At 69.1% G+C, this 21,622-nt stretch carries 21 protein-coding genes and 1 pseudogene; 13 read left to right on the plus strand and 9 right to left on the minus strand.

Features of this window, described 5'->3' with window-relative positions; translation table 11 throughout:
* Nucleotides 1–59: 59 nt before the first annotated feature.
* The gene (locus tag ABT345_RS31260) at nt 60–218 is read right to left on the minus strand and encodes a hypothetical protein (RefSeq protein WP_345080947.1); all 159 of its coding nucleotides are present in this window, start codon (nt 216–218) and stop codon (nt 60–62) included.
* Between the two features lie 53 nt (nt 219–271).
* On the opposite strand from ABT345_RS31260, the gene ABT345_RS31265 reads away from it, so the two are divergent.
* The 8 genes from ABT345_RS31265 (at nt 272) to ABT345_RS31300 (ending at nt 11,495) form a co-directional block, all read left to right on the plus strand.
* On the plus strand, nt 272–1,795 hold the full coding sequence (locus ABT345_RS31265) for a flavin-containing monooxygenase (protein WP_345080950.1): 1,524 nt from the start codon (nt 272–274) through the stop codon (nt 1,793–1,795).
* Between the two features lie 252 nt (nt 1,796–2,047).
* Nucleotides 2,048–2,356: an alpha/beta hydrolase gene (locus tag ABT345_RS31270; protein ID WP_345080953.1), complete on the plus strand. Its 309-nt coding sequence runs from the start codon at nt 2,048–2,050 to the stop codon at nt 2,354–2,356.
* Nucleotides 2,357–2,435: 79 nt separating this feature from the next.
* The gene (locus tag ABT345_RS31275) at nt 2,436–3,992 is read left to right on the plus strand and encodes a GMC family oxidoreductase (RefSeq protein ID WP_345080956.1); all 1,557 of its coding nucleotides are present in this window, start codon (nt 2,436–2,438) and stop codon (nt 3,990–3,992) included.
* Nucleotides 3,992–5,707 carry an aldehyde dehydrogenase family protein gene (locus ABT345_RS31280; RefSeq protein WP_345080958.1) on the plus strand — a complete coding sequence of 572 codons (1,716 nt, stop codon included), beginning with the start codon at nt 3,992–3,994 and terminating at the stop codon, nt 5,705–5,707. The genes ABT345_RS31275 and ABT345_RS31280 overlap by 1 nt, the downstream gene beginning before the upstream one ends.
* A gap of 76 nt (nt 5,708–5,783) precedes the next feature.
* Nucleotides 5,784–6,617, plus strand: a complete 834-nt coding sequence (locus ABT345_RS31285) for a phytanoyl-CoA dioxygenase family protein (protein WP_345080960.1) — start codon at nt 5,784–5,786, stop codon at nt 6,615–6,617.
* Between the two features lie 13 nt (nt 6,618–6,630).
* A complete protein-coding gene (locus tag ABT345_RS31290) occupies nt 6,631–7,050 on the plus strand; it encodes a RidA family protein (protein ID WP_345080962.1) in 420 nt (139 codons plus the stop codon).
* A gap of 260 nt (nt 7,051–7,310) precedes the next feature.
* Nucleotides 7,311–8,534 carry a cation:proton antiporter domain-containing protein gene (locus tag ABT345_RS31295; RefSeq protein ID WP_345080964.1) on the plus strand — a complete coding sequence of 408 codons (1,224 nt, stop codon included), beginning with the start codon at nt 7,311–7,313 and terminating at the stop codon, nt 8,532–8,534.
* A gap of 207 nt (nt 8,535–8,741) precedes the next feature.
* On the plus strand, nt 8,742–11,495 hold the full coding sequence (locus ABT345_RS31300) for an aminotransferase class I/II-fold pyridoxal phosphate-dependent enzyme (RefSeq protein WP_345080966.1): 2,754 nt from the start codon (nt 8,742–8,744) through the stop codon (nt 11,493–11,495).
* A 47-nt stretch (nt 11,496–11,542) separates the two neighbouring features.
* On the opposite strand, the gene ABT345_RS31305 is transcribed toward ABT345_RS31300, so the two are convergent.
* Nucleotides 11,543–11,686 carry a hypothetical protein gene (locus tag ABT345_RS31305; RefSeq protein ID WP_345080969.1) on the minus strand — a complete coding sequence of 48 codons (144 nt, stop codon included), beginning with the start codon at nt 11,684–11,686 and terminating at the stop codon, nt 11,543–11,545.
* Between the two features lie 256 nt (nt 11,687–11,942).
* On the opposite strand from ABT345_RS31305, the gene ABT345_RS31310 reads away from it, so the two are divergent.
* Nucleotides 11,943–12,110 carry a hypothetical protein gene (locus tag ABT345_RS31310; RefSeq protein ID WP_345080971.1) on the plus strand — a complete coding sequence of 56 codons (168 nt, stop codon included), beginning with the start codon at nt 11,943–11,945 and terminating at the stop codon, nt 12,108–12,110.
* 72 nt (nt 12,111–12,182) lie between these two features.
* Here the strand turns inward: ABT345_RS31310 and ABT345_RS31315 are convergent.
* Nucleotides 12,183–12,881: pseudogene (locus ABT345_RS31315) on the minus strand (FAD-dependent oxidoreductase); the annotation flags it as partial.
* Between the two features lie 106 nt (nt 12,882–12,987).
* The gene (locus tag ABT345_RS31320) at nt 12,988–13,872 is read right to left on the minus strand and encodes an MBL fold metallo-hydrolase (protein WP_345080980.1); all 885 of its coding nucleotides are present in this window, start codon (nt 13,870–13,872) and stop codon (nt 12,988–12,990) included.
* A gap of 158 nt (nt 13,873–14,030) precedes the next feature.
* On the opposite strand from ABT345_RS31320, the gene ABT345_RS31325 reads away from it, so the two are divergent.
* From ABT345_RS31325 to ABT345_RS31335, 3 genes are read left to right on the plus strand one after another with little or no spacing between them, the layout of a single operon-like run.
* Nucleotides 14,031–14,579 carry a TetR/AcrR family transcriptional regulator gene (locus tag ABT345_RS31325; RefSeq protein WP_345080983.1) on the plus strand — a complete coding sequence of 183 codons (549 nt, stop codon included), beginning with the start codon at nt 14,031–14,033 and terminating at the stop codon, nt 14,577–14,579.
* Nucleotides 14,576–14,935 (plus strand): DMT family transporter, encoded by a 360-nt coding sequence (locus tag ABT345_RS31330; protein WP_345080986.1) that lies wholly within the window; start codon nt 14,576–14,578, stop codon nt 14,933–14,935. The genes ABT345_RS31325 and ABT345_RS31330 overlap by 4 nt, the downstream gene beginning before the upstream one ends.
* A complete protein-coding gene (locus ABT345_RS31335) occupies nt 14,932–15,255 on the plus strand; it encodes a DMT family transporter (protein ID WP_345080989.1) in 324 nt (107 codons plus the stop codon). Before ABT345_RS31330 ends, ABT345_RS31335 begins: the two co-directional genes overlap by 4 nt.
* Before the next feature lie 30 nt (nt 15,256–15,285).
* On the opposite strand, the gene ABT345_RS31340 is transcribed toward ABT345_RS31335, so the two are convergent.
* The 4 genes from ABT345_RS31340 to ABT345_RS31355 all read right to left on the minus strand — a co-directional run bounded on the left by ABT345_RS31340 (nt 15,286) and on the right by ABT345_RS31355 (nt 20,088).
* Nucleotides 15,286–16,542, minus strand: a complete 1,257-nt coding sequence (locus tag ABT345_RS31340) for a cytochrome P450 (protein WP_345080992.1) — start codon at nt 16,540–16,542, stop codon at nt 15,286–15,288.
* Nucleotides 16,543–16,597: 55 nt separating this feature from the next.
* The gene (locus ABT345_RS31345; protein WP_345080995.1) at nt 16,598–18,001 is read right to left on the minus strand and encodes an NAD(P)/FAD-dependent oxidoreductase; all 1,404 of its coding nucleotides are present in this window, start codon (nt 17,999–18,001) and stop codon (nt 16,598–16,600) included.
* Nucleotides 17,998–18,216: a ferredoxin gene (locus ABT345_RS31350; RefSeq protein ID WP_345080998.1), complete on the minus strand. Its 219-nt coding sequence runs from the start codon at nt 18,214–18,216 to the stop codon at nt 17,998–18,000. Before ABT345_RS31350 ends, ABT345_RS31345 begins: the two co-directional genes overlap by 4 nt.
* A gap of 519 nt (nt 18,217–18,735) precedes the next feature.
* A complete protein-coding gene (locus tag ABT345_RS31355) occupies nt 18,736–20,088 on the minus strand; it encodes a flavin monoamine oxidase family protein (protein WP_345081001.1) in 1,353 nt (450 codons plus the stop codon).
* 216 nt (nt 20,089–20,304) lie between these two features.
* Here ABT345_RS31355 and ABT345_RS31360 point away from each other — a divergent pair, with 216 nt between their 5' ends.
* Nucleotides 20,305–20,601, plus strand: coding sequence for a hypothetical protein (locus ABT345_RS31360; protein WP_345081004.1), 297 nt, complete (start codon nt 20,305–20,307; stop codon nt 20,599–20,601).
* 581 nt (nt 20,602–21,182) lie between these two features.
* On the opposite strand, the gene ABT345_RS31365 is transcribed toward ABT345_RS31360, so the two are convergent.
* Nucleotides 21,183–21,305 carry a hypothetical protein gene (locus tag ABT345_RS31365; protein WP_345081007.1) on the minus strand — a complete coding sequence of 41 codons (123 nt, stop codon included), beginning with the start codon at nt 21,303–21,305 and terminating at the stop codon, nt 21,183–21,185.
* Nucleotides 21,306–21,622 lie beyond the last annotated feature (317 nt).

A 21,622-nucleotide genomic window follows, 5' to 3' on the forward strand; every position in this document is an offset into this window, starting at 1 on the left:
CCCTGCCGAAGGCGTTGACAGTACGCGAACCAACTCTAAACTCGAAGTCGATTCGATATCTATAGATCATCCGTCACACGACTGTCTTCCTCGTTGCGCGCGAGCGGGTCGATCCGACGAACGTCGGGGATCGCGCTAAGGCCGTCTTCCGGCTCAGCGACACCGCCCACGCGCTCGCCCGGGCCGAGCTCGGCCGGAACGGCGTCGGCAGGATCCATGCAGTGCGCGCCCACACCCAACAGCCCCTCATCACCCCGGGCGGGAGCCACCAGTGAAGAACACGAACGCCGGCCGGACGTCACCGCCTGCGGATGTCGATGTGCTGATCGTCGGCGCCGGTATCTCGGGGATCGGGGCGGCCTCGCACCTCAGAGCCCTCCGCCCCGTCATGTCGTTCGCGGTCCTTGAGGCACGTGATTCCCTCGGCGGCACCTGGGACCTGTTCAGGTATCCGGGCATCCGTTCGGACTCGGACATGCCCACCTTCGGCTTCGGCTTCAAGCCGTGGACTCACCGTAAGTCGATCGCCGACGGGCACCTCATCCTCGACTATCTGCAGCAGACCGTCGCCGAGTACGGGCTGGCCGAGCACATCCGTTTCGGATACCGGGTGCTCAGCGCCGAGTTCTCGTCCGCACAAGGACGGTGGACGGTCACCGCCCGCCATTCCTCCACGGGTGAGATCGCCGAGTTCACCGCACGCTTTCTCTTCCTGGGCACCGGCATGTACGACCACGACGCCGGCTTCACACCCGAGTTCGCCGGCGTGGAGGACTTCGGCGGCCGTGTGGTTCATCCGCAGCACTGGCCGGAAGACCTGGACTACACGGGCAAGCGCGTGGTCGTGATCGGCAGTGGTGCGACGGCGGTCACGCTGATCCCGTCGATGGCCGGCGTGGCCGGTCACGTCACGATGCTCCAGCGCTCGCCGGGCTACATCTTCTCGTCCCCCGCCGAGGACGTGATCGCCAACACGCTCAGGAAACTCCTCGGCCACCGGCGCGCCCACAAGGCCGTCCGGCGCAAGAACATCCTCCTCACACGCGGGGTCTACAAGGCGTCCCTGCGCGCCCCGAAGCTGATGCGCAGACTGCTGATCGCCCACGTACGCCGGCAACTGCCCCGGCACTTCGACGTCGACACCCACTTCACCCCGCGCTACAACCCGTGGGAACAGCGGCTGTGTCTGGTGCCCGACGGTGATCTGTTCAAGGCGATCTCCGCCGGACGGGCCTCCGTGGTCACCGACCACATCGAACGGTTCACGAAGACGGGGATCCGGCTGAAGTCGGGGCAGGAGCTGACCGCCGATGTCATCGTGACCGCGACCGGGCTCGTCATGTCGCCCTTCGGCAAGATCCGGCTGGCGGTCGACGGTCACCCGGTGAGTCCGCCGGAGACGACGGCGTACAAGGCGATGATGCTCTCCGGCGTGCCGAACCTCGTCTTCGCCCTCGGCTACACGAACCTCTCCTGGACGCTCAAGACCGACCTGGTCAGCGAACACTTCTGTCGGCTGCTCGGCTACATGGAGGCCCACGGTTACCGCACCGTCGAACCGGTGCTGGACGATCCGTACCTGGAGCGGGTGCCGTACCTGAACCTGACCTCGAACTATGTCCAACGAGGGATCGGGAAGTTCCCGCGAGCGGGGACCCGCGGCCCCTGGACGGTCGAGATGGCCTACGAGAGGGACGTAGAACGGCTGCGTGAGGGGCCCGTCGAGGACCCGGCACTGAGGTTCACCGCCGCCGGGCCGTTGCTGTCGGAGTCCCGGCAGGGGGGAGCGCGATGAAACGCGACATCACGTTCACCAGCCACGGCATCAGTTGCGCCGCCTGGCATTTGCCGGCCACCACGGACGCCCTGGCCGGTCCGAGGGGGCGGCCCTGCGTGGCCATGGCGCACGGTTTCGGAGGCACGCGCGACAGCGGTCTGCTGAACTACGCCGAGCCGTTCGCCGACGCCGGCATCGACGTGCTCGCCTTCGACTACCGCGGCGGCGGAGATCTCCGCGTCGTTCGCCGGACCGGCCTTCCGCAACGAGGTGTGCGCACGCGCGGCGCTGAAGGTCGGGGGGAACCGGCCCACGGCCTTCGTCGGACGCCTGACCTGCCCGATCCTGGTGCAGGTCGGTACGCACGACCGCATCGCGCCGCCCGACGCGGCGCGGCGGACCGCCCGCAAGACCGGTCAGCGGGCGCAGTTGCGCGAGTACCCCGTCGACCATCTGGACGTGTACGCCGGGCCGGGACAGCAGCGGGTGCTGGCCGATCAGCTCGCCTTCCTCACGCAGACCCTGGATCCGGCTCGGATGCCCCGGCAGCGGGGACGTCACCGGGCTCCCCGGGCATAGGACCTGTCCGGCCCGGGCTCTCCGCTCTTCTTTCGTCACCACGTCGTTCGTCACCACGCATTCTTCACTCAAGGATGGGATGAGCATGTACGACTACGTCATCGTCGGCGCCGGATCCGCGGGCTGTGTCCTCGCGGCGCGGCTTTCGGAGGATCCCGCGGTCCGGGTGGCCCTGATCGAGGCCGGTGGCCCCGACACGGCTCAGGAGATCCACATCCCTGCTGCCTTCCCGCAGCTGTTCAAGTCCGGCCTCGACTGGGATCTGGACACCGAACCGGAGCCGGGCCTCGGCGGGCGGCGGGCCTATCTGCCCCGGGGCAAGGTGTTCGGCGGCTGCAGTTCGATCAACGCGATGATCTACATCCGGGGCAGTCGTGCCGACTACGACGGCTGGGCCGCGGCCGGGGCGAGAGGCTGGTCGTACGCCGAGGTGCTGCCGTACTTCAAGCGTGCCGAGGACAACGAGCGCGGAGAGGACGACTTCCACGGTGTGGGCGGGCCGCTGACCGTCAGCGAGGGAAGGTCCGAGCATCCGCTCGCCTCGCTCTTCGTGCAGGCCGCGCAGCAGGCCGGATACCAGGCGAACGACGACTTCAACGGTGCGAGCCAGCTCGGCGTCGGGCGCTACCAGCTGACGCAGCGGGAGGGCCTGCGCTGCAGCGCGGCCGTCGCCTACCTGCACCCCGCCCTCGTCCGTCCGAACCTCACCGTGCTGTCCTCGGTTCCCGCCCGCCGCGTGGTGATCGAGAACGGCCGGGCCACGGGCGTGGAGGTGGACCGCGGTGGCGGCGTCGAGGTGATCCGCGCCGAGCGCGAGGTGATCCTGTCGGCCGGTACGTACGCATCCCCGAAGCTGCTGATGCTGTCCGGGATCGGCCCCGCCGCCGACCTGGCCGCCTTCGGCATCGACGTCGTGCGGGACCTCCCGGTCGGCCAGGGCCTGCAGGACCACTACATGGCGATGCTGAACTTCCGCACCGACGCCGAGTCGCTGATCGGCGCGGCCACCGCTTCGAACGCCGCGCTGCTGGAGAGCGAGGGGCGCGGCCCGCTGACGTCCAACATCGGTGAGGCCGGCGGGTTCTTCCGGAGCCGCCTGGAACTGGACGCCCCCGACGTGCAGTTCCACGCCGCGCCCGTGCTCTTCCACCAGGAGGGGCTCGGCGCGGCCACCGAGCACGGCTTCGCCTTCGGCCCGCTCGTGCTCGCCCCGACGAGCCGCGGATCGGTGACCCTGCGCTCGCCCCTTCCGGACGCCGCGCCCCGGATCACGCACAACTACCTGGTGACGGAGGAGGACCAGGAGTGCATCGTCGCCGGCGTCCGGATCGCCCTGGAGATCGCCGCCCAGCAGGCGGTGACCGACGTCGTCACGGGACCGTTCGAAGCGCCGGCCCCCGATTCCTCCGACGCCGGCATCCTCGACTGGGCGCGGCGGATCGGCCAGACGCTGTACCACCCGACGTCGACCTGTGCCATCGGCGCGGTCGTCGACCCCGAACTGCGCGTGTACGACGTGGCGGGCCTGCGGGTCGTCGACGCCTCCGTCTTCCCGACGGTGCCACGCGGCAACACCAACGCGCCCACGATCATGGCCGCGGAGAAGGCGGCCGACCTCATCAAGGGAGCCGTGTGATGGCGATGTCCCGGCCGTCCACCGCGCGGGTGAGGGAGATCAACCAGGCCGTCGACGACCTCGTCCGCGGTGAGGCCGCCTGGGCCGCCTGCGACCTGGCGGAGCGACGCCGGCTCCTGGAACGGACGCACGCGGCCACCGCCGAGCACGCGGAGGCGTGGGTACGCGCGGCCGTCGCGTACAAGAAGCTGCCGCAGGACAGTCCGCTGGTCGGCGAGGAGTGGATCACCGGACCGTACCCGGTGCTGACCTCCCTGGGCGCGCTCGCCGCGAGCGTCGCGGCCCTGGAGGGGAGCCGCAGCCCCGTCGACGGGTATTCCTTCGGCCGGGCGCCGGGCGGGCGGGTCGCGGTCCGGGTCCTGCCGCACAGCATCTGGGACCGGCTGCTCCTGAACGGTTTCCGCGCCGAGGTGTGGATGCCGCCGGGCGTCACGGAGGAGACCGTGCGCAGCCGCGCGGGCCTCGCGCTGCGCCACCCGGCCCGGACCAACGGCGTCGGCGTCGTCCTGGGCGCGGGGAACATCACCTCGGTCCCGATTCTCGACGTCCTGTACGAGCTGTACGCGAACAACCGGGTGGTGGCCCTGAAGCTGAACCCGGTCACCGACGGCCTCTTCGAGATTTTCAGCCAGGTGCTCGCCCCGCTGATCGGCCTCGGCGCGGTCCGGATCCTCACCGGCGGCGCCGACGTCGGCACGTACCTCGTGCACCATCCCGAGGTCGCTCATGTCCACATGACCGGCAGCGCCGCGACCCATGACGCGATCGTCTTCGGCACGGGCGAGGAGGGCGCGGCCCGGAAGAAGACGGGGAGGCCGCTGCTGGACAAGCCGGTCACCAGCGAACTGGGCGGCGTGTCCCCGACGATCGTGCTGCCGGGTGACTGGTCCGAGGCGGATCTGCGCTACCAGGCCGAGCACATCGCCACCCAGAAGCTCCACAACGGCGGCTACAACTGCGTGGCGAGCCAGGTCGTCGTCCTCAGCTCCGACTGGGCGCAGAAGGGCCGCTTCCTCGGCCATCTGCGCGCCGCCCTGTCCAACGCCCCGGTACGCCCCGCCTACTACCCGGGCAGCGACGACCGGGTGGCACGGGCCCTGGAGTCTTACGCCGACGCGGAGAACATCGGCGCGGGCCGGGTACTGATCAAGAGCCTCGACCCGGCGCACCCCGGTCCGGCCCTGGAGGGCGAGTACTTCGCTCCGGTCCTCGCCGTTCTCGAACTTCCCGGATCGCCCCGGCAGTTCCTCGACGACGCGGTGCGCGCGGCAAACGAGTCGTTCGCCGGCACTTTGGGCGCGAACCTGATCGCGCACCCCCGCACCGTCGCCTCACTCGGTCCGGCACTCGACGACGCGATCGCCGCACTCCGCTACGGAACCGTGGCGTTGAACGCCTGGACCGGCGTCGGCTATCTGACCGCGACGGCCACCTGGGGCGCCTACCCGGGCCACAGCCTCGACGACGTGCAGAGCGGTATCGGCGTCGTGCACAACGCCCTTCTGCTGGACAGGCCGGAGCGCACGGTCGTGCGGGGTCCGTTCCGCCCGGCACCCCGGGCGATCGCGCATGGGGAGCTGGTCATGTCCCCCAGGCCGCCATGGTTCGTCACCAACCGCACCGCGGATACCACGGGCCGGCTCCTCGCCGGCTTCGCCGCGGCTCCCCGATGGTCCGCCCTGCCGAGGATCTTCGCCTCGGCGCTACGTGGCTGACCCCACCGCACCGGGGCCCGGATCTTTCCCAGGGCCCTTCCTTTCGCACCGCGACCGTTACGAGAAAGGACCACGGATGGACACGTCAGTACGGGAAGCGTTCCGCAACGACGGCGCCGCCCTGATCAAGGGCTGTCTCGACGAAGCCCAGCTGAACAGGTGCCGCGAGGCGTTCGACTGGGCCGTGGCCAACCCGTCGCCGCATGCGACTCAGCTCTTCGACGGGACCGAGCAGCAGTCGCTCGTCGACAACGCCAACCCGCTCGCCAAGGACCGGCTGGACGATCTGGTGTCTTCGCTGCCCTTCGGCCGGCTGTTCGCCGAGCTGTGGGGCTCGAAGAACGTCTGGTACTTCGCCGAGGAGGTGTTCCTCAAGGCCGGCGGGAAAGGTGCCCGCAGCGCCTGGCACCAGGACACCGCCTACCTGCCGTGGGCCGGCGAGCACTGGGGCAACGCGTGGATCACGTTCCAGCCACTCACCAAGCAGTACTCGCTGGAGGTCGTCCGCGGCTCCCATCAGGGCACCCAGTACGACGGCACCACCTTCGCGAACCCCGACGACCCGACCGAGCCGCTCTTCGGTGACGGCTCCCTGCCCCGCCTGCCGGACGTGGAGGCCGAGCGTGCGCTCGACCCCGACACCTACGACGTGGCCTCATGGGCGACCGAGCCCGGCGATGTCGTCGTGATCCATCCCCGCTCGCTGCACAGCGGCCCCGCCGTCGACGCCGGCTGCCCGGACCGTCACACGCTGGTCCTCCGCTTCTTCGGCGACGACGCGGCGTTCCGTGCCCTGCCGGTTGTGGCGGGGCACCCCTTTGCCCGCAACGGCGTCCTGTTCGTCGAGGAGATGGCGAAGCTGAACCCGGGCGACCCGTTCCGCTCCCCCGTCTTCCGCAAGATCGTCTGAAAGGGGCCCCGCCATGCGTGCCCACGACATGAAGCGTCAACCGATCAATCCGCCCCCCACCCAGGCCATCTACGACACGCTGCACTTCGCGCAGGCGACCCGCGTCGGGGACATGGTCTGGGTGTCGGGACAGGTCGGGGTCGACAACGTCACTCTGGCACCCGCCGAAGGCGTGGAGGCCCAGACCCGGCTCGCGTTCGAAGGCGTGCAGTCCGCCCTCCGGGGCGCGGGAGCAAGCCTGGCCGACATCGTCGACCTGTCGACCTTCCACACCGACCTCCGAGGGGACATGGAGGTGTTCGGCCGGGTGAAGGACGAGTACCTCCCCAAGCTGTATCCCTCGTGGACCGCGGTCGGCGTGACCCAACTGGCGCTCCCCGAACTGGTGGTGGAGATACGGGCGGTCGCCGTGGTCGGCAGCGGCGACGACTGACAGCGGTGTGTTTCTGACCGTTGCGCGGCAGGGAGCTCCCGGCCGGCACCTGGCCGCCCGGGGGCTCCCTTGCCCGTGTGACAGAGACGGCTTGCCGTGTGACAGATACGGCGCGCGGTCCGAGGACGAGCGGAGGATGAGCGGAGCACGGGCGGCGGGTGCCGAACGATCACACCCGCGTGGGAGCGAACACCGGAATCACGGTTTGCGAGGATGCCCCTAAAGCCCTATTCATCACTCTTCTGCTCCGGTGAGTTCCTATGGCTGCTGTCCTCGTCCTCCTGTCACTGCTGTTCGTCTGGTCCCTGGTATCAGCGCGGCTCGCCCGGTGGAGCATCACGGCGCCCATCGCCTTCGCGGTCGCCGGAACCGTCCTCACCAGCGGTGAACACCCTGCCCTGTCGCTCGACATGAACACGCACACCTTCCAGAGGATCATCGAACTCGTGCTGGCCGTGATGCTGTTCACGGACGCCACCGAGGCCATCGGGTACGAACGGCTGGGCAGGACGGTGGGAGGAGGCCGACTGCTGGGCCTGGCCCTGCCGGGCTCCATCATCCTCGCCGTACTCTTCGGCGCCCTGCTCTTCCCCGGCACGAACTGGTGGCTCCTCACCGTGGCCGCGCTCTGCGTGATGCCCATCGACCTCGCCCCGGTCCTCATGTTCCTCAGGGACGAACGGGTTCCCCTGCGGGTGCGGGCGGCGCTGAACATCGAGGGAGGCTTCAACGACGGGTTGATCTCCCCCCTCTTCGTCTTCTGCGTGGCCAATCTCGTCACGGCCGAGGGAGATACGTTCACCGATCTCCTCGTGAACGCCCTCAAGGGCGCCGGGTACGCGGTTCTGGCCGGCGGAGCCCTCGGACTCCTGGCCGCCTGGCTGGTGCGGCGATGTCTGGCGGGCGGCTGGGCAACGCCCGACGAGTTGCGCATGGCGAGCCTGGCCCTGCCGTTCCTCGCCTACGCGGCTTCCGTACTGATCGGCGGCAACGGCTTCGTCGCGGCGTTCGTGGCCGGCCTGTGCTACGCCCGTACGGCGTACGCCGTCGGCGACAACAACCTGGATCTCGTCTACGACGCGAGCCATCTGATGGCCCTGGCGGTCTGGTTCACCTTCGGCGGGCTGATCGCGAAGGAATTCGCCGAGGGAATCGACCTCGCGGTCTTCGGCTACGCGTTGCTCGCCCTCACCGTCGCCCGGGTCGTGCCCGTGGTCGCCGGGCTCACCGGCACGCGCTTCAGCTGGGCCGAACGCTTCGCCGTCGGCTGGCTCGGCTCGCGCGGCGTCACGTCCATCGTCTTCGCCGTCCTCGCCTACACCCAGCTCGCAGGCGACGACGCGGCCTTCGTCGTCAACGTGACCTGCGCGACCGTCCTGCTCAGCGTCCTCCTGCACGGAGTCACGCTGGAGCCCGCCGCACGCCGGTTCGCACGTAACCCCCGGCCCGACGTGCCGACCGCCCCAGCCGACTCGGCACGGTGACACGAGGGCCCGTTCGATCGGGTTCACCGGAGCGGCGGCTTGCACGACGGTCAGGCCGGCGGCGCGCCGTTGCGTTCTCGTAAGTGTCCTGCCGGTCACGGGCACGGCAGGGCCCGCCCCGGCCGGCAGCCGGACGACCGGGGTGCGGCCGCAGGGGGGCGAACTTAGCATCGCCCTGTAGGCCCCGAGACCTGGGAGCTCATGTTCATGGAACCGCCGACGGCATCCGCTGGACCTGCAGCGCAAGGAACCGGCCATGAGGGGGCCGGGCGGGGAGTCTCCGCCTACAACAGCGTCGCGCAGCTGCAGACCGATCTGTGGTGGTCGATCGCGGACATTGCCCGCAGGCTCGCGACGCCCGACCTCGGCGCCGCCGAGCGAGCAGAGGCGGAGACGGTCCTCGACCGGACTCTCTCGGACGTCGAGGTACTCGCCTCCTACTTCAGCCACCCCGGGCGGCAGGTGACCGAAACGCTGCGCGGGCAGGCATCCGAGTCGTACCTCGAACTGAGCCGGACGGCGGAGCGGATCGGCCGCAGCCTGATCGGCGACGTGACGATCTCGGCGGCTGCCGTGACGGGGACGGCGGACAGGAGCACCGGCGCGACGCACCCCGCCCAAGACGGGCGCCCCCGGTTCGACGTGCTGGTGGTCGCCGATCTCTCCGAGGCGGAGGAGGCGAAGATCGTCCGTGAGCTGAGCGCGTTGCGCCGTCGCGAGGACGCGTTCGTCTACGACATCGTCGCGGTGCCCAGCTTCGTCGACGCGGCGGTGGCGATCCTCGTCAACCCGTCGATCCAGGCAGTCGTCGTCAGGCCCGACTTCCGCAACCGTTCGGCAGCCGACCTGGCCTTGCTGCACCAGCTCGTACCCCCGGCCGGAATTCCGGATCTCGACTACTTCACCGCGGCGGAGCGAGCCCGTGCGCTGGCCCGGCAGGTACGCGAGGTACGGCCGGAGGTGGACCTCTACCTGATCGAGCAAGCCTCGATCGAACAGCTCGTGACACAGGTCGGGCGGGAGTTCGACTCGATCTTCCTACAGCAGGAGGACGTCTTGGATCTGCACCTGACGATCCTGCGCGGGATCGCCCAGCGATACCGGACGCCCTTCTATTCCGCTCTTCTCGACTACGCCCGGAAGCCGGCCGGGGTGTTCCACGCGATGCCGGTGTCGCGCGGGAATTCAGTGGTCCGTTCGCCGTGGATCCACGACATGTGCGACTTCTACGGGCTCAACATCTTCCTGGCCGAGACATCGGCGACTGCCGGTGGGCTGGACTCACTCCTCGAACCACAAGGCGCGATCAAGGAGGCGCAGGACCTGGCCGCACGCGCCTTCGGTGCGCGGCGGACCTACTTCGTGACCAACGGGACCTCCACCGCGAACAAGATCGTCACTCAGGCCCTCGTGGCCCCGGGCGATGTCGTCCTGGTGGACCGCAACTGCCACAAGTCTCATCACTACGCTCAGGTGATGGCCGGTTCGAACGTCGCCTACCTCGACAGCTACTCGATCGACGCGTATTCCCTGTACGGCGCGATCCCGCTGGCCGACATCAAGCGGACCTTGCTGACGTACCGGGACGAGGGCAGACTCGACCAGGTCGCCTTGATCTCGCTCACCAACTGCACGTTCGACGGCGTCGTGTACGACGTGGAACGAGTGATGACCGAGTGTCTCGCCATCAAGCCCGACCTGGTGTTCCTGTGGGACGAGGCATGGTTCGCGTTCGCCCGCTTCCACCCGGTCTACCGGCGGCGCACCGCCATGGCGGCCGCGGCCCGGCTGACCGGACGCTTCGGTACGGCGGAGTACCGGAGGGAGTACGAGCAGCACCTGGAGCGGATCCGGGGCATGACGGACGACGAGCTGGTCCACGAGCCGCTGCTCCCGGACCCGGACAAGGTGCGGATTCGCGCATACGCCACGCAGTCGACGCACAAGACCCTGACCTCACTGCGTCAGGGATCGATGATCCACGTATATGACGACGACTTCGTGCGACGGAGTGAGGAGGCGTTCCACGAGGCATACATGACCCACACCTCGACCTCTCCGAACTATCAGGTGCTGGCGTCCCTCGACGTCGGCCGACGCCAGGTCGAGCTGGAAGGCTTCGAGCTGGTCCTGCGACAGGTCGAACTGGCCATGACACTCCGTGACCGGATCGCGGAACACCCCCTCCTCGCCAAGTACTTCCACGTGCTCTCCAGCAGTGACCTGATCCCTGACGAGTACCGGCCGTGGGGCACCGAGTGCCCCGTTCGCGCGGGGCCCGTGGCGATGGAAGAGGCATGGGGCATCGACGAGTTCGTTCTCGACCCGTGCCGGGTGACCATCGAGATCTCGGCAACAGGCATCGACGGCGACACGTTCAAGCGCGTGCAACTGATGGACCGCTGGGGCATCCAGGTCAACAAGACCACGCGCAACACGGTCCTTGCGATGACGAACATCGGCACGACCCGCACCGCCGTCGCCCACCTGCTGAGGGCGCTGATCGGGATCGCGGAGGAGCTGGAGGCCGCGAACGGCCATATGACACCCGAACAGAAGCGCGCCTTCGATCTGCGGGCCGGTGAGCTCACCCATGACCACCCGCCCTTGCCGGACTTCTCGCGATTCCACGCCACGTTCCGCGCCGACCCCACCGGCGTCACGGCCGACGGGGACATGCGCAGGGCCTACTACATGGCGTACCGGGAAGAACTGTGCGAGTTCGTGTCGGCCGACGAGGCGCGACGCCGGGTCAACGCCGGTCTGCCGGTCGTGTCGGCCATCTTCGTCACCCCGTACCCGCCCGGCTTCCCGATCCTGGTCCCGGGCCAGGAGTTCAGCAAAGACATCCTCGACTTCATGGACGCCCTGGACACCAAGGAGATCCACGGATACGACCCGGTGCGGGGCTACCGGGTGTTCGTGCCGTCGGCGCTGACGGGCGAGACCGGCGGCACGTAGCCTGCGCCACGCGCCCTCCCACTCACGTGTGCCGACTATTTCCCGGCCTATTTCTGGGCCTGTGCGCCCAGCGTTCCGATCACATAGAGGAACGCGTATCCGAAGAAGACGTAGAAGAGCACCCGCAGTGCGACGCCCTTCACCTTCCACCGCTCCTTCGCCTTACCCGTTTCGGGGCCTTCGCCGTTCAAGCCGGATTCCTTTCCTATGGGTTACCCGCTACGCCTGTTGGGTGACAAAGGCCGCTGGCGCAGGCGTCGGAATCCCCCGAGAACCCTCCGCGCAGCGGGAATCCGGTCGGTGCCCACACCGGCAACATTTATCGAATTCGAATCGAGTTTAGGTTAGCATCGAGAGCAGCGTCGGCATCTGCCCGGGCAGCGGACCGACGATGGACCGGCGAGGGGCCGACGGCCGCCCCGCGCGCACACGAAGGAGGCCCGTCCGATGCAGTCGAAAGCCTGCGGGACCACTCGGCACATAGACCTCCAGGGGCATTCCGCGAAGGCCCGGAAGTGGCGGAAGGCAAGCTGGGCCCGAGTCCTGCGCGAGGGAATCACCGGCTGCCTGATGATGCTCGTCCCCGCCCTGCTCTTCGGGTTCCTTCTTTCCTAGCGGATCGGGGTGGCCGTCATCGGATTCACGGCCGGCCTGGCGACGCTTTCCTCCGTCTTCTTCGCCTGCAGAGGGCACAAACCGGCATGCGCGGCGAAGAAGGGATTCGTCTTGGCCTTGGGCTGGTGGGAGCGAGTCTGAGGCTGGGCGAGGCCATGGCCGTTGCAGGCGATGAGGTAGGAGACGTGCCGCGTCGCCTCGCCGGCGACCGGCAACCACGACGGTGTCATGGCGATCCATCCGCCCCACGCCCGCTCGATCGCCACGTCCGGCTTGCGCGCTCCCACGGCGCCCGGCACCGTCTTCTCGACCATGCTGACCCAGACGGGCACCGCCAGCCGCTGGGGGGGCGATGGCGAGTTGCTGCGAGTGGGCGTTGGTGGCGAGGACGACCCGCTCGGCGCGGACGTGGCCCTCCGGCACGGTGACGATGAGGCCCGACCTGGTGGGCTCCACCGCCTGGACGGTGGTTTGCTCGAAGACCTTCGCATCCGATGCGAGGAGCGCTTCGCGCAGACCGAGTACATACTTTCCGGGGTCCATCACTCCCCCGGTGCGTTCGCGCATGCCGCCGAGGAAGGCGTCCGGAAGACAGACGACCAGCCCCAGGAAGCCGGCCCCGAGGATCAGCAATCCGCCCTGCCCACGGGCGAGCATCAGCACGACCACCGTGCCGGCCGCCGCGAGGACGGCAAGACGCGCGAGCAGCCGCGCGACGGCGCCCCCGCCGCTTTCCGCCCGGCGCGCCCCGCCTGTGCGGCGCTCCATCATGTCGTGTTCTCCTCAGCCCGGTCCGTGGCACCAGCGTGCTCACCGCCTGCCCCCACCGGCGCCCCCGTCGGGCCGCACGAGTGAAGCCTCATGCCTCTGTGAAACGTCACCGCGTCGTACGGAAGCGGCCCGGCTCGACCTCCGTGACCAGCCCGTTCTCGATCAGCCGGGCCAGATGCCGGGCGGCGGTCCGCCGCTCGACCGGTTCCACGTGCGGGCCCGTGACGTGCGGCCGGTACACGAGCCGGTGCTCGACGATCTCCGCGACGGTCCTCGGCTCCGCGAGCAGCGTCAGGAGTTCCGCGTCCCTCCTCTCCACCACCCCCATGTAGTCGTCAAGCCGCTTGCGGAACTCCGTGGCCCCCTCGATCACGCCCTTCTGGTGGGACGTGCCATACCAGCGAGCGTCGATCTCCCGGCACCGGCGCATCGATGCCTCGAAGTCCACGAGATTGCTGCCGACGTCCCCGTAGTACGGACCGAACGACGTCAGGTCGATGTCCGCGACGAACAAGAACCCGTCCGGCTCGATCAGAAAGCCGCAGTGCCCTGCCGTGTGTCCGGGCAGATGCACCACGGTGACCCGGCGCCCGCCCAGGTCGAAGACCGAGCCGTCCTCGAATCCTTGAGCGTCGGGGCGGTCCCGGACGTGAAAGTCATCCCTCAGCATCGCCTCGATGCCCTCGGCCGCCTCGGGCGGCATGCCGTAGCCGGCGACCATGACATCGCGTGAGCGCAACGCGGACAGGTCACCTTCGTGGACGTGGACCGGTACGTCGTAGCTCCCGAGACCGGCGATGTGGTCCTCGTGCGCATGGCTGACGAGGACCACGTCCGCGGGTGGCGCCCCCTCCACCAGTGACAGGGAGGGATCGACAACCAGTGACGCCGAAGTGCCGTGTATGAGCAGGGAGTTGCTGTTCGGATAGGCGCCTCGCCCGGCGCCCACGAGCACGCTGACCTCGCCGTACTCGGCTGCTGTGTATCCCATGGTGCACATGTCTCTCTTGTTGAGCCGACGGTTCGTCAAGCCGCTGCCGCGGGGAGGCCGACCGGCCCGGCGGCCTCGCATGGCGCGATCCCCGGGGCCGGCTCGGTGCTACGCCCCACCACGCCGCCACTTTACCTTCCGGATGGTAAAGTAGCGGCGTGAAAAGTAATACAAAGCGCCGCATTCTGGACGGCGCTCTCGAACTGCTCCGCGCCGAAGAGGGAGCGACGATCACTCTGGAGGCGGCTGCCAAGCAGGTGGGGCTGTCCAAGCCGGGGCTGATGTACCACTTCCCGACGAAGGAAGCCCTGGTACTCGCCGTCGTCGACCACGTCGCCGGGCGGTGGGAGGCATTGCTGCTGGACCGTCTCGGGCAGGCGCCCGAGGCGGCCTCGCCGCACCAGCGGATCCGTGCCTACGTCGAGGTGGCCCTGAGCGAACAGTTCGACCGCGCCGACTTCGCGGTCTTCTCCAACGCCCTGTACCGCCAGGCCCTCACCGAAACCTGGGTCGGCCGTCTCGATCCCTGGCTCACCCTGCCCGACTCCCTCCCGGGACCGGCCCGCGCCCGGCTCACCGCCGCACGGCTGCTCGCCGACGCCTACTGGGCCGCCGCCGCCACGGGCGTCTTCCCCGTCCCGGACCGGGACCGCGGTGAACTGCTGGCCGTCGCCGAAACACTCCTGAAGGACGAGGCATCCCGATGAGGAAGTGGCTGCTGCTCGCCGCGGCGATCCTGCTCGAAGTCACCGCCACCCTGTCCCTGCGCGCCGCCCTGGACCACCCCGTCTGGTACCCCCTCGTCGCCGTCGGCTACGTCGGCTCCTTCTACTCCCTCTCCCGCGTCCTGCGCTCGGGCATGGGCCTGGGCGTCGCCTACGGCATCTGGGGCTCCTGCGGCGTCGCCCTGACCGCCCTCACGGCCGGCGTCGTCTTCGGCGATCCGCTGAACGCGACGATGGGCGTGGGCATCGCCCTGGTCATCGCCGGTGTCCTCTGCGTGGAGCTCGGGCTCCAGGCCGCACAGGCCCGCCAGACCCGTGTGGAAGGGGCGGCGCGATGAACTGGATCTTCCTCGCCTGCGGGATCCTGTCCGGACTCTCCGGCACGCTGTCGCTGCGGATGGCCTCACAAGGCGGTACCAAGAAGTGGTACACAGCCGTCTGCACCGGATACGTGCTGGCCTTCACCTTCTTGACCCTCGCCCTGCAGAACGGGATGCCGCTCGGCGCCGCCTACGGCATCTGGGCCGCCAGCGGCATCGCTCTGGCAGCGCTCGCCGCCCGCATCCTGTTCCGCGAACCCCTCACCAAAATCATGGGCATGGGCATCGGTCTCATCGTCGCCGGCGTCATGTGCATCGAACTCGGCGCCGCCCACTGACCCCCGCCCTCCCGCTTTACGCGAGCCGGGTCAGCCGCGGATCCCGCCGATGTCGACGAGGAGGTGGCGCGGACCGCGGAAGACCTGGTTGCGGCGGTACGGCGGCGGGTCGGCGACCAGCCGGGGGTTCTCCACGCGGCGGACGAACTCGTCGACCGCGATCTGGACCTCCAGGCGGGCGAGCGGAGCGCCGAAGCAGAAGTGGACGCCCTGGCTGTAGCCGAGGTGCTGGTTGTCGGGGCGTTCGAGGTCGACCTCGTCGGGGTCGGTGAACCGTTGCGGGTCGCGGTTCGCCGCACCGTAGGCCAGGAAGACCGGCGCGCCCTTCGGGATGGTGGTGCCCGCGATCTCGATGTCCTCGAGGGCGGAGCGGGTGAACCAGAACTGGACGGAGGATTCGTAGCGCAGCAGTTCCTCGACCCCGGGGACGATCAACTCGGGCCGGCGGCGCAGCTTCTCCAGCGCGTCGGGGTGCCTGAGCAGGGTGAGCACGCTGTGGGCGATCAGATTGACGGTGGTCTCGTGCCCGGCGAAGAGCAGGAGCATGGCATTGCTGACCAGGGCGCTCTTGGGCATGGGGCCGTCCGGGCTGTCGTCGTGCACCATCGCCGAGAGCATGCCGGGGCCGGGCTCCTCGGCGTACCGGTCGATCAGCCCGGACACGAGCCGCTGGAACTCCCTGTAGCTCTCGTCACCCTCCTTCTTCCGGCTCTCCGCCTCCTCAGAACTCGCCTCGGGGCCGAGGTCGAAGGAGTCCAGGGCCGATTCGATCCAGGTGTGGAAGCGCGCTTCGTATTCCCTCGGCACGCCCAGGACCTCGCAGATCAAGGTCACGGGCAGGGGGTAGGCGAAGTCGTCGACGACATCGATGCGGGTCTTGCCCCGCAGCCCGTCCAGGAGGTCGTCGACGATGCGGCGGATCTCGGGCTCCAGGCGGGAGATCCAGTCGGGTGCGTCGGACGGGCCGTAGAAGTGCCGCGTCATCAGGCGTCGGTACCGGTCGTGTTCGGGCGGATCCGAGGAGATGATGTCCGGCACCATGAACTCGCTCTCCACGGCCGGCTCACCGCTCCCCTCCATCATCGAGGCCAGCTGGGGGCACTTCGTGGGATCCGAGCTGATGCGGGTGTCGTGGAGGAGCGAGACGATCTCCCGGTAGGTGCTGACCACGTAGGAACCGTCGGGCTGCCGCGACACCGGCGTCTTCCTCAGTTCCTTGTAGAAGGGATACGGATCGGCGCGGTTGGCATAGCGCAGGGCCTGCTGCCAGGGGGTTTCCTCAACCACGGTGTTCCTCTCCTCCTGTTGCGCCGTCCGGTGGCATGCGTGATCCGGAGATGCGTCAACGGACCCGAGGGCGGAACTCGGCCTTCCGCTCGGTCGGGTCGTGACCGGTCAGGACGACCTCGGGCATCGCGGTCGGCACGCCCGGTTCCGGGAACTCGGCCGGCATCGGCTGCATGTCGTCGGGCAGGTCCCAGCCCGCCGACGGGGGCGGGAACGGAGCCGACCGCTCGATCAACCGCGCGTAGTGCTCCAGCCATTTGCCCTGATCGAAGGCGACAGCGGCGACGATGCGCCCCCGGCGGCCGTACGCGGCGACGAAGCGGCGCTCGGTGACGGATCCCTGTGTGAAGGCGATCTCGTCGCCGAAGGGCGGCACCCCGACGGACTTGATGTTGACGCCGAACTGGCCGGACCAGAAGCTCGGGACCAGCAGATGCGGGTAGTAGTCGGGCTCAAGGCTCAGCATGTTGTGGGCCACGACCTGGGCACCGAGGACGGCGTTGTCCCAGTGCTCCATCGCGAGGAACTCGTACTCGTAGAGCACGTGGGGTGCCCGGGCGATGTCCCCCACCACGTAGCAGCTGTCGGTCGCCACGCCATTGATGTCGAAGACGCGACCGCCCGCGTCGCACCCGACGCCCCAGAAGCCGGCCGCCAGCCCCGAGCCGTCCAGCCATTCCACGTTGCGGATCGCCCCCAGCGAGGCCAGCACCACGTCGGCCTCGACGGTGGTCCCGTCCGAGAGCCGGGCGCGCCGCACGTGCCCGCCCGCGTCGCCCTCCAGCGACGAGACGCCCACCCCGCAGCGCAGGTCCACGCCGTGGTCACGCTGCGTCTTCGCGGCGATGGCGCCGATCACCCCGCCGAGCGCGCCGACCAGCGGTGCCGGGCCCCGCTCGGCGACCGTCACCGGGATGTCGAGCTCCCGGCAGACGGACGCCATCTCCGAGCCGATGAACCCGGCGCCGATGACGAGAACCCGCGACGGCCCCGCGGCCAGCGCCTGCCGCAGCCGCGCGGCGTCGTCACACGAGCGCAGCGTGAACACCCCTTCCAGGGCTGCCTCGTCCGGTTTGGGCCACTGTCGCGCGCGGGTGCCGGTGGCGATCAGCAGCCGGTCGAAGGGGATCTGTTCGCCGTTGGCCAGGCTCACCCGCATGTTGGCCCGGTCCAGCCGGGTGGCGGCCACCCCGAGCCGCCAGTCCGCGTCCACATCCCGCAGGCGGGGCAGCTTGGTGTGGTCGGCCGGCACCCAGCCCTTGAGCACCTGCTTGGACAGCGGAGGCCGGTCGTAGGGCTCATGCGCCTCGTCCCCGATGAGGGTCAACGACCCTCGGAAACCTTCCGCACGCAGGGCTTCGGCGGCCCGCAGCCCCGCCAGGGAGGCGCCCACGATGACGATCCGGCCGTTCGCCTTGAAGCCGTGCACCAGCTCCTTGAGCGTTGCCTCCATGGTCATGGCGCCGCGCCCCGGTCCGTACCCTCCAGGCGCTCGATCACGATCGCCTGCACCGGGCAGGCCGCGGCGGCTCGCCTCACCTGGAGGCGCCGCGCGCCGTCGGGGTTGGGCTCGTAGGACAGCGCTTCTTCGCCCCTCAGCCTGAAGACCTCGTGGGCCAGGAACACGCACTGCGCGTATCCTTGACAACGATTCAGGTCCACGACGATACGCATGGGCAGACTCCTTCCACCCGCTCACCCCTGCCGGGTCCGCCGGGTCCGCCGGGTCCGCCGACTGAGTGCCTCGCGTTCCACCCCGGGCTTGCACTCCGAGGGGCGCAGATAAACGGTGAGCATTACCGCCCTGGCCACGCCCGATGGCACCGGCGCCAGGCCATGCCCGGCCACCCCGCCGCAAGACCCCTATTCGCCCCGCCTTTCCAACGTAGCGCTCCACCGGATGGCCCGCACGGGGAAGCCGCCGCATCGACGGCATGGTCACCGCGAGGACGAGTTCGACGCCCGTCTGGAAGGTGTGCGTCTCCATGTCGAGCGACGGGGCCGGGCGGTCACCATCAGTCAGCGCAACTCCGGCCACGGCGAACGCGATGGGCGCGGTGATACTCCAGTGGGCAGGCCGTTCGGATACCAAGGACCACACGAACAACAGTGACAGGAGAACGAGAGCAGCAACCATGAACACTCACAGGAGCAGGTGACCGGAAGATCGAGCCGGGCACGCGTTCGGCGTCATCACTCCAGGCTCGCGAGAACCGCCTTCGCCGCCCGCTCACCCGACGTCGCCGCATCAGCGAGCGAAGGCATGTCGAGTTGGTAGTCGCCTGCCAGATGGACCGGCCCGAGAGGGTTCCGCAGGGTCGGCAACGATGCACGCCCGCCCGGCATCCAGAAGGGCACCACACGGTGGTGGCGTCGCACAATTCCCTCCCCCAGCTTGCCTTCGAGCTGCGGGTAGACCGAGAGCAGATCCTTGGCGAACCGAGCGGCGATCTCTTCGTCGGGCAGCTCGAACAACCGGTCGGCCATGGCGCCGCCGGCGAAGCAGGCCAGTGCACCACCCGGCTTCCGGGCACCGCCGTTACGAACGGCCGCAGCGTGGTTGAAAATCGCCTGGAATGAAAGCTGCGGAGTGGAAACACCGAAGAACTTGTCCCAAGGCTGGGGCCCCTCCTCGTCGGTGAAGAAGCCGACGATCACATACCGTCCGTAGCGAATGTCATCGAATGCCTCGCGATACGCCTGCGGGAGTTCCGGAAGGATCCGCAGCGCGACATCGCTCGGAACCGCGACGACGGCACGCTTGGCGCGCACCCGAAGGTCGCGGCCCGCCCGCACGTAGTTCACGACGACCCCGTCTCCGCTCCGCTCCACGGACCGGACGGCCGATTCGAGCCGGAGGCGTTCGCCCAGATCGGCGGAGAGTATGTCGGTCAACGTCTGATTGCCGCCGACCGGCAAGGTGAAATTCGGCACCTTGGCCGGGTCCGTCAGGGCGAGCCCGATCGATGTCACCAACTGGGTCGCGGCCGTCTCTTCGGGCTCGCACCCCATCCACTGCCCCGACCACGAACGCACCACGGCCTCGGCGACTTCGGAGCGAACGCCACGCAGGAGGTAGGAGGCGAGGCGCCGGTCGAGCTTGGCCCGCACCTTCTTCGCCAGAGCACTGCGGGACTCCAGGAACGGGGCCGCAGACAGAACGCGGGCGCCGACACTCGCCATGCCGAGCCGGTCCATGAAACTCATCCGCGTGCGGAACATGAGCGCGATCGGGTCGGACATGTCGACCAGTCGCCCGTTGAGGACCAGCGCCATGCTCTTGCCGGCCAGCGATCCCCTCTCGACGCCGTGGTGTTCGAGAGCATCGATCAACGGCCCGGTCCCCTCGGTGAACTGGGTGCCGACATTGATCCAGTAATCGCCCTGCCGGACCGTCTCGACGCGCCCCCCGGGCCGATCCGCCGATTCAAGTACGAGGACGTCGGCTTCACCGGAAAGGGTGGTGGCCGCCATCAGCCCCGCCATGCCTGCGCCGATGACTACGACGTCGCGGACTTCCTCGTGTACGTGCTGTGCTGCGTCCATTCCACCCAACTCCCGATATGGGTCAACCTGACGGCCCGTGCAGAGATCGGCCACTGCTCCGCCGCCCCTCACCGGCCCGCTGTGGGCACACGCCGCCAGATCCGGATACCGAATTCGATTCGACTTCGAATTTATACCATCGGGTGAGCCCACGTCAGGTGCCCCCTGGGCGGGGATGAGCGGTGGCGGTCCGGTTCGTGGACGGCGTGAACGCACATGAGCCGGCTCGGCGCCGTTCGGCCCGGCCAGGTGCGGACGATCGGAGAGGGGAGGAGCGCAGTGTGGCCCTGCCGGCTGGCCATGGGAGACCGGGGCCGGTTCGACGGGCAGGCGTGCACTGTCACCGAGTTGTACGGGCGCCTGCTCACGCTGTCGGATGCGTTCGGCGACGTACGGCAGGTGGATGTGGCAGTGCTGTTGCTCAGCGACGGCTTCAGCGTGCTCGAGCAGCGGCACCTGCCACGCACAGCGTCGGGTGCCCCGTCAGGAGAGGCCGCCGCGCAGGCCCGGTGATGGCTCCGCACATCGTCGAAGTGCTCGCCGGCCTGCCGCCCGATGCCCTGCCGGACGCACGGCCGTGTCCCGGCTTCGATCCGGCGCGGAACCACTGGCGGAGCGGGAGGCGGCCAAGGCCGACGAACTCACGGTCCAGAGCGTCGCGGGGCGTCAGCGCGAACGGTCCGGCACAAGTGGCAGCGGTACGAAGCCGGAGGCCCGCCCCGGCCCGTTGGATGGCCGTTCCCAGCGCCGCGAGGTGATTGACTCCCACCGGGATCCACGTGTCCGCGGACAGCGCGCCCGTGTAGTGCTGTGCCGCAAGGCGTGGGCCCACTCCCTCACCGAGGCCACAGCTTGGGCCTCCCGCCCCGGCCAGGCCCGCTACCTTCCGTCCCCACAGCCACGCCCGCGGCACGAACACCGTCACCGACTTCCTCGCCCGCACCAAGAGGCCGCCGGGAACGCCGGCACTGGTGATGGGCCGGGCCCGCGCCACCTGGCCCGTCGACGCCGTCGAAGCCCGCATGCACCTGCTCACCTTGATGGCCGCAGCCGGTCTGACCACCCTGCAGCCCAGGTATCCACCAGACCTGACGTTACGTCAGGTAAGTCGGGAAACAGTCCCGCAGTGCACGCCGCGTCAGACGGCGCATGTCCGGGGCGAAGACACGCACCGCGGTGAGCAGCACCAGCGGGGCGAGCGCATCGTTGAAAGTCACGTCCGTGCCCTCCTTCCGCCCGGCGCCCGCCGCGGTGGTGCGGCGGGCGCCGGAGAGTTCGCTGTCCTCCTCCGCAGGATTTCCGACGGGGGTGGGCAAACGTGCAATGCGGTGCGGAAGGAAATACGGAAAGCGATCATCCGGTGACACGGAGAGGCCGCCCTCGTCCGACCCGGCATCCGCCCCCGGGCCGGACCAGGAAAGACGCCACCACCCCGCCGACCTGGGACGCACTTTCAACTATCGGGAGAGGGAGGCGAATTGACTACCCGGCGGGCAAATGGCACGGACATTCCGCCACCCGCCGCCATGTGATG

The sequence above is a fragment of the Streptomyces sp. NPDC000404 genome (assembly GCF_040300365.1).
In the GTDB taxonomy this organism is placed as follows: Bacteria; Actinomycetota; Actinomycetes; order Streptomycetales; family Streptomycetaceae; genus Streptomyces; species Streptomyces ramulosus.

Coding starts and splice junctions, on each gene's coding strand:
- ABT345_RS31335 (WP_345080989.1), top strand. CDS start 14,932: ATGAACTGGATCTTCCTCGCCTGCGGGATCCTGTCCGGACTCTCCGGC.
- ABT345_RS31355 (WP_345081001.1), bottom strand. CDS start 20,088: ATGGACGCAGCACAGCACGTACACGAGGAAGTCCGCGACGTCGTAGTC.
- ABT345_RS31290 (WP_345080962.1), top strand. CDS start 6,631: ATGCGTGCCCACGACATGAAGCGTCAACCGATCAATCCGCCCCCCACC.
- ABT345_RS31280 (WP_345080958.1), top strand. CDS start 3,992: ATGGCGATGTCCCGGCCGTCCACCGCGCGGGTGAGGGAGATCAACCAG.
- ABT345_RS31300 (WP_345080966.1), top strand. CDS start 8,742: ATGGAACCGCCGACGGCATCCGCTGGACCTGCAGCGCAAGGAACCGGC.
- ABT345_RS31345 (WP_345080995.1), bottom strand. CDS start 18,001: ATGACCATGGAGGCAACGCTCAAGGAGCTGGTGCACGGCTTCAAGGCG.
- ABT345_RS31260 (WP_345080947.1), bottom strand. CDS start 218: ATGGATCCTGCCGACGCCGTTCCGGCCGAGCTCGGCCCGGGCGAGCGC.
- ABT345_RS31285 (WP_345080960.1), top strand. CDS start 5,784: ATGGACACGTCAGTACGGGAAGCGTTCCGCAACGACGGCGCCGCCCTG.
- ABT345_RS31350 (WP_345080998.1), bottom strand. CDS start 18,216: ATGCGTATCGTCGTGGACCTGAATCGTTGTCAAGGATACGCGCAGTGC.
- ABT345_RS31310 (WP_345080971.1), top strand. CDS start 11,943: ATGCAGTCGAAAGCCTGCGGGACCACTCGGCACATAGACCTCCAGGGG.
- ABT345_RS31275 (WP_345080956.1), top strand. CDS start 2,436: ATGAGCATGTACGACTACGTCATCGTCGGCGCCGGATCCGCGGGCTGT.
- ABT345_RS31330 (WP_345080986.1), top strand. CDS start 14,576: ATGAGGAAGTGGCTGCTGCTCGCCGCGGCGATCCTGCTCGAAGTCACC.
- ABT345_RS31295 (WP_345080964.1), top strand. CDS start 7,311: ATGGCTGCTGTCCTCGTCCTCCTGTCACTGCTGTTCGTCTGGTCCCTG.
- ABT345_RS31320 (WP_345080980.1), bottom strand. CDS start 13,872: ATGGGATACACAGCAGCCGAGTACGGCGAGGTCAGCGTGCTCGTGGGC.
- ABT345_RS31360 (WP_345081004.1), top strand. CDS start 20,305: ATGAGCCGGCTCGGCGCCGTTCGGCCCGGCCAGGTGCGGACGATCGGA.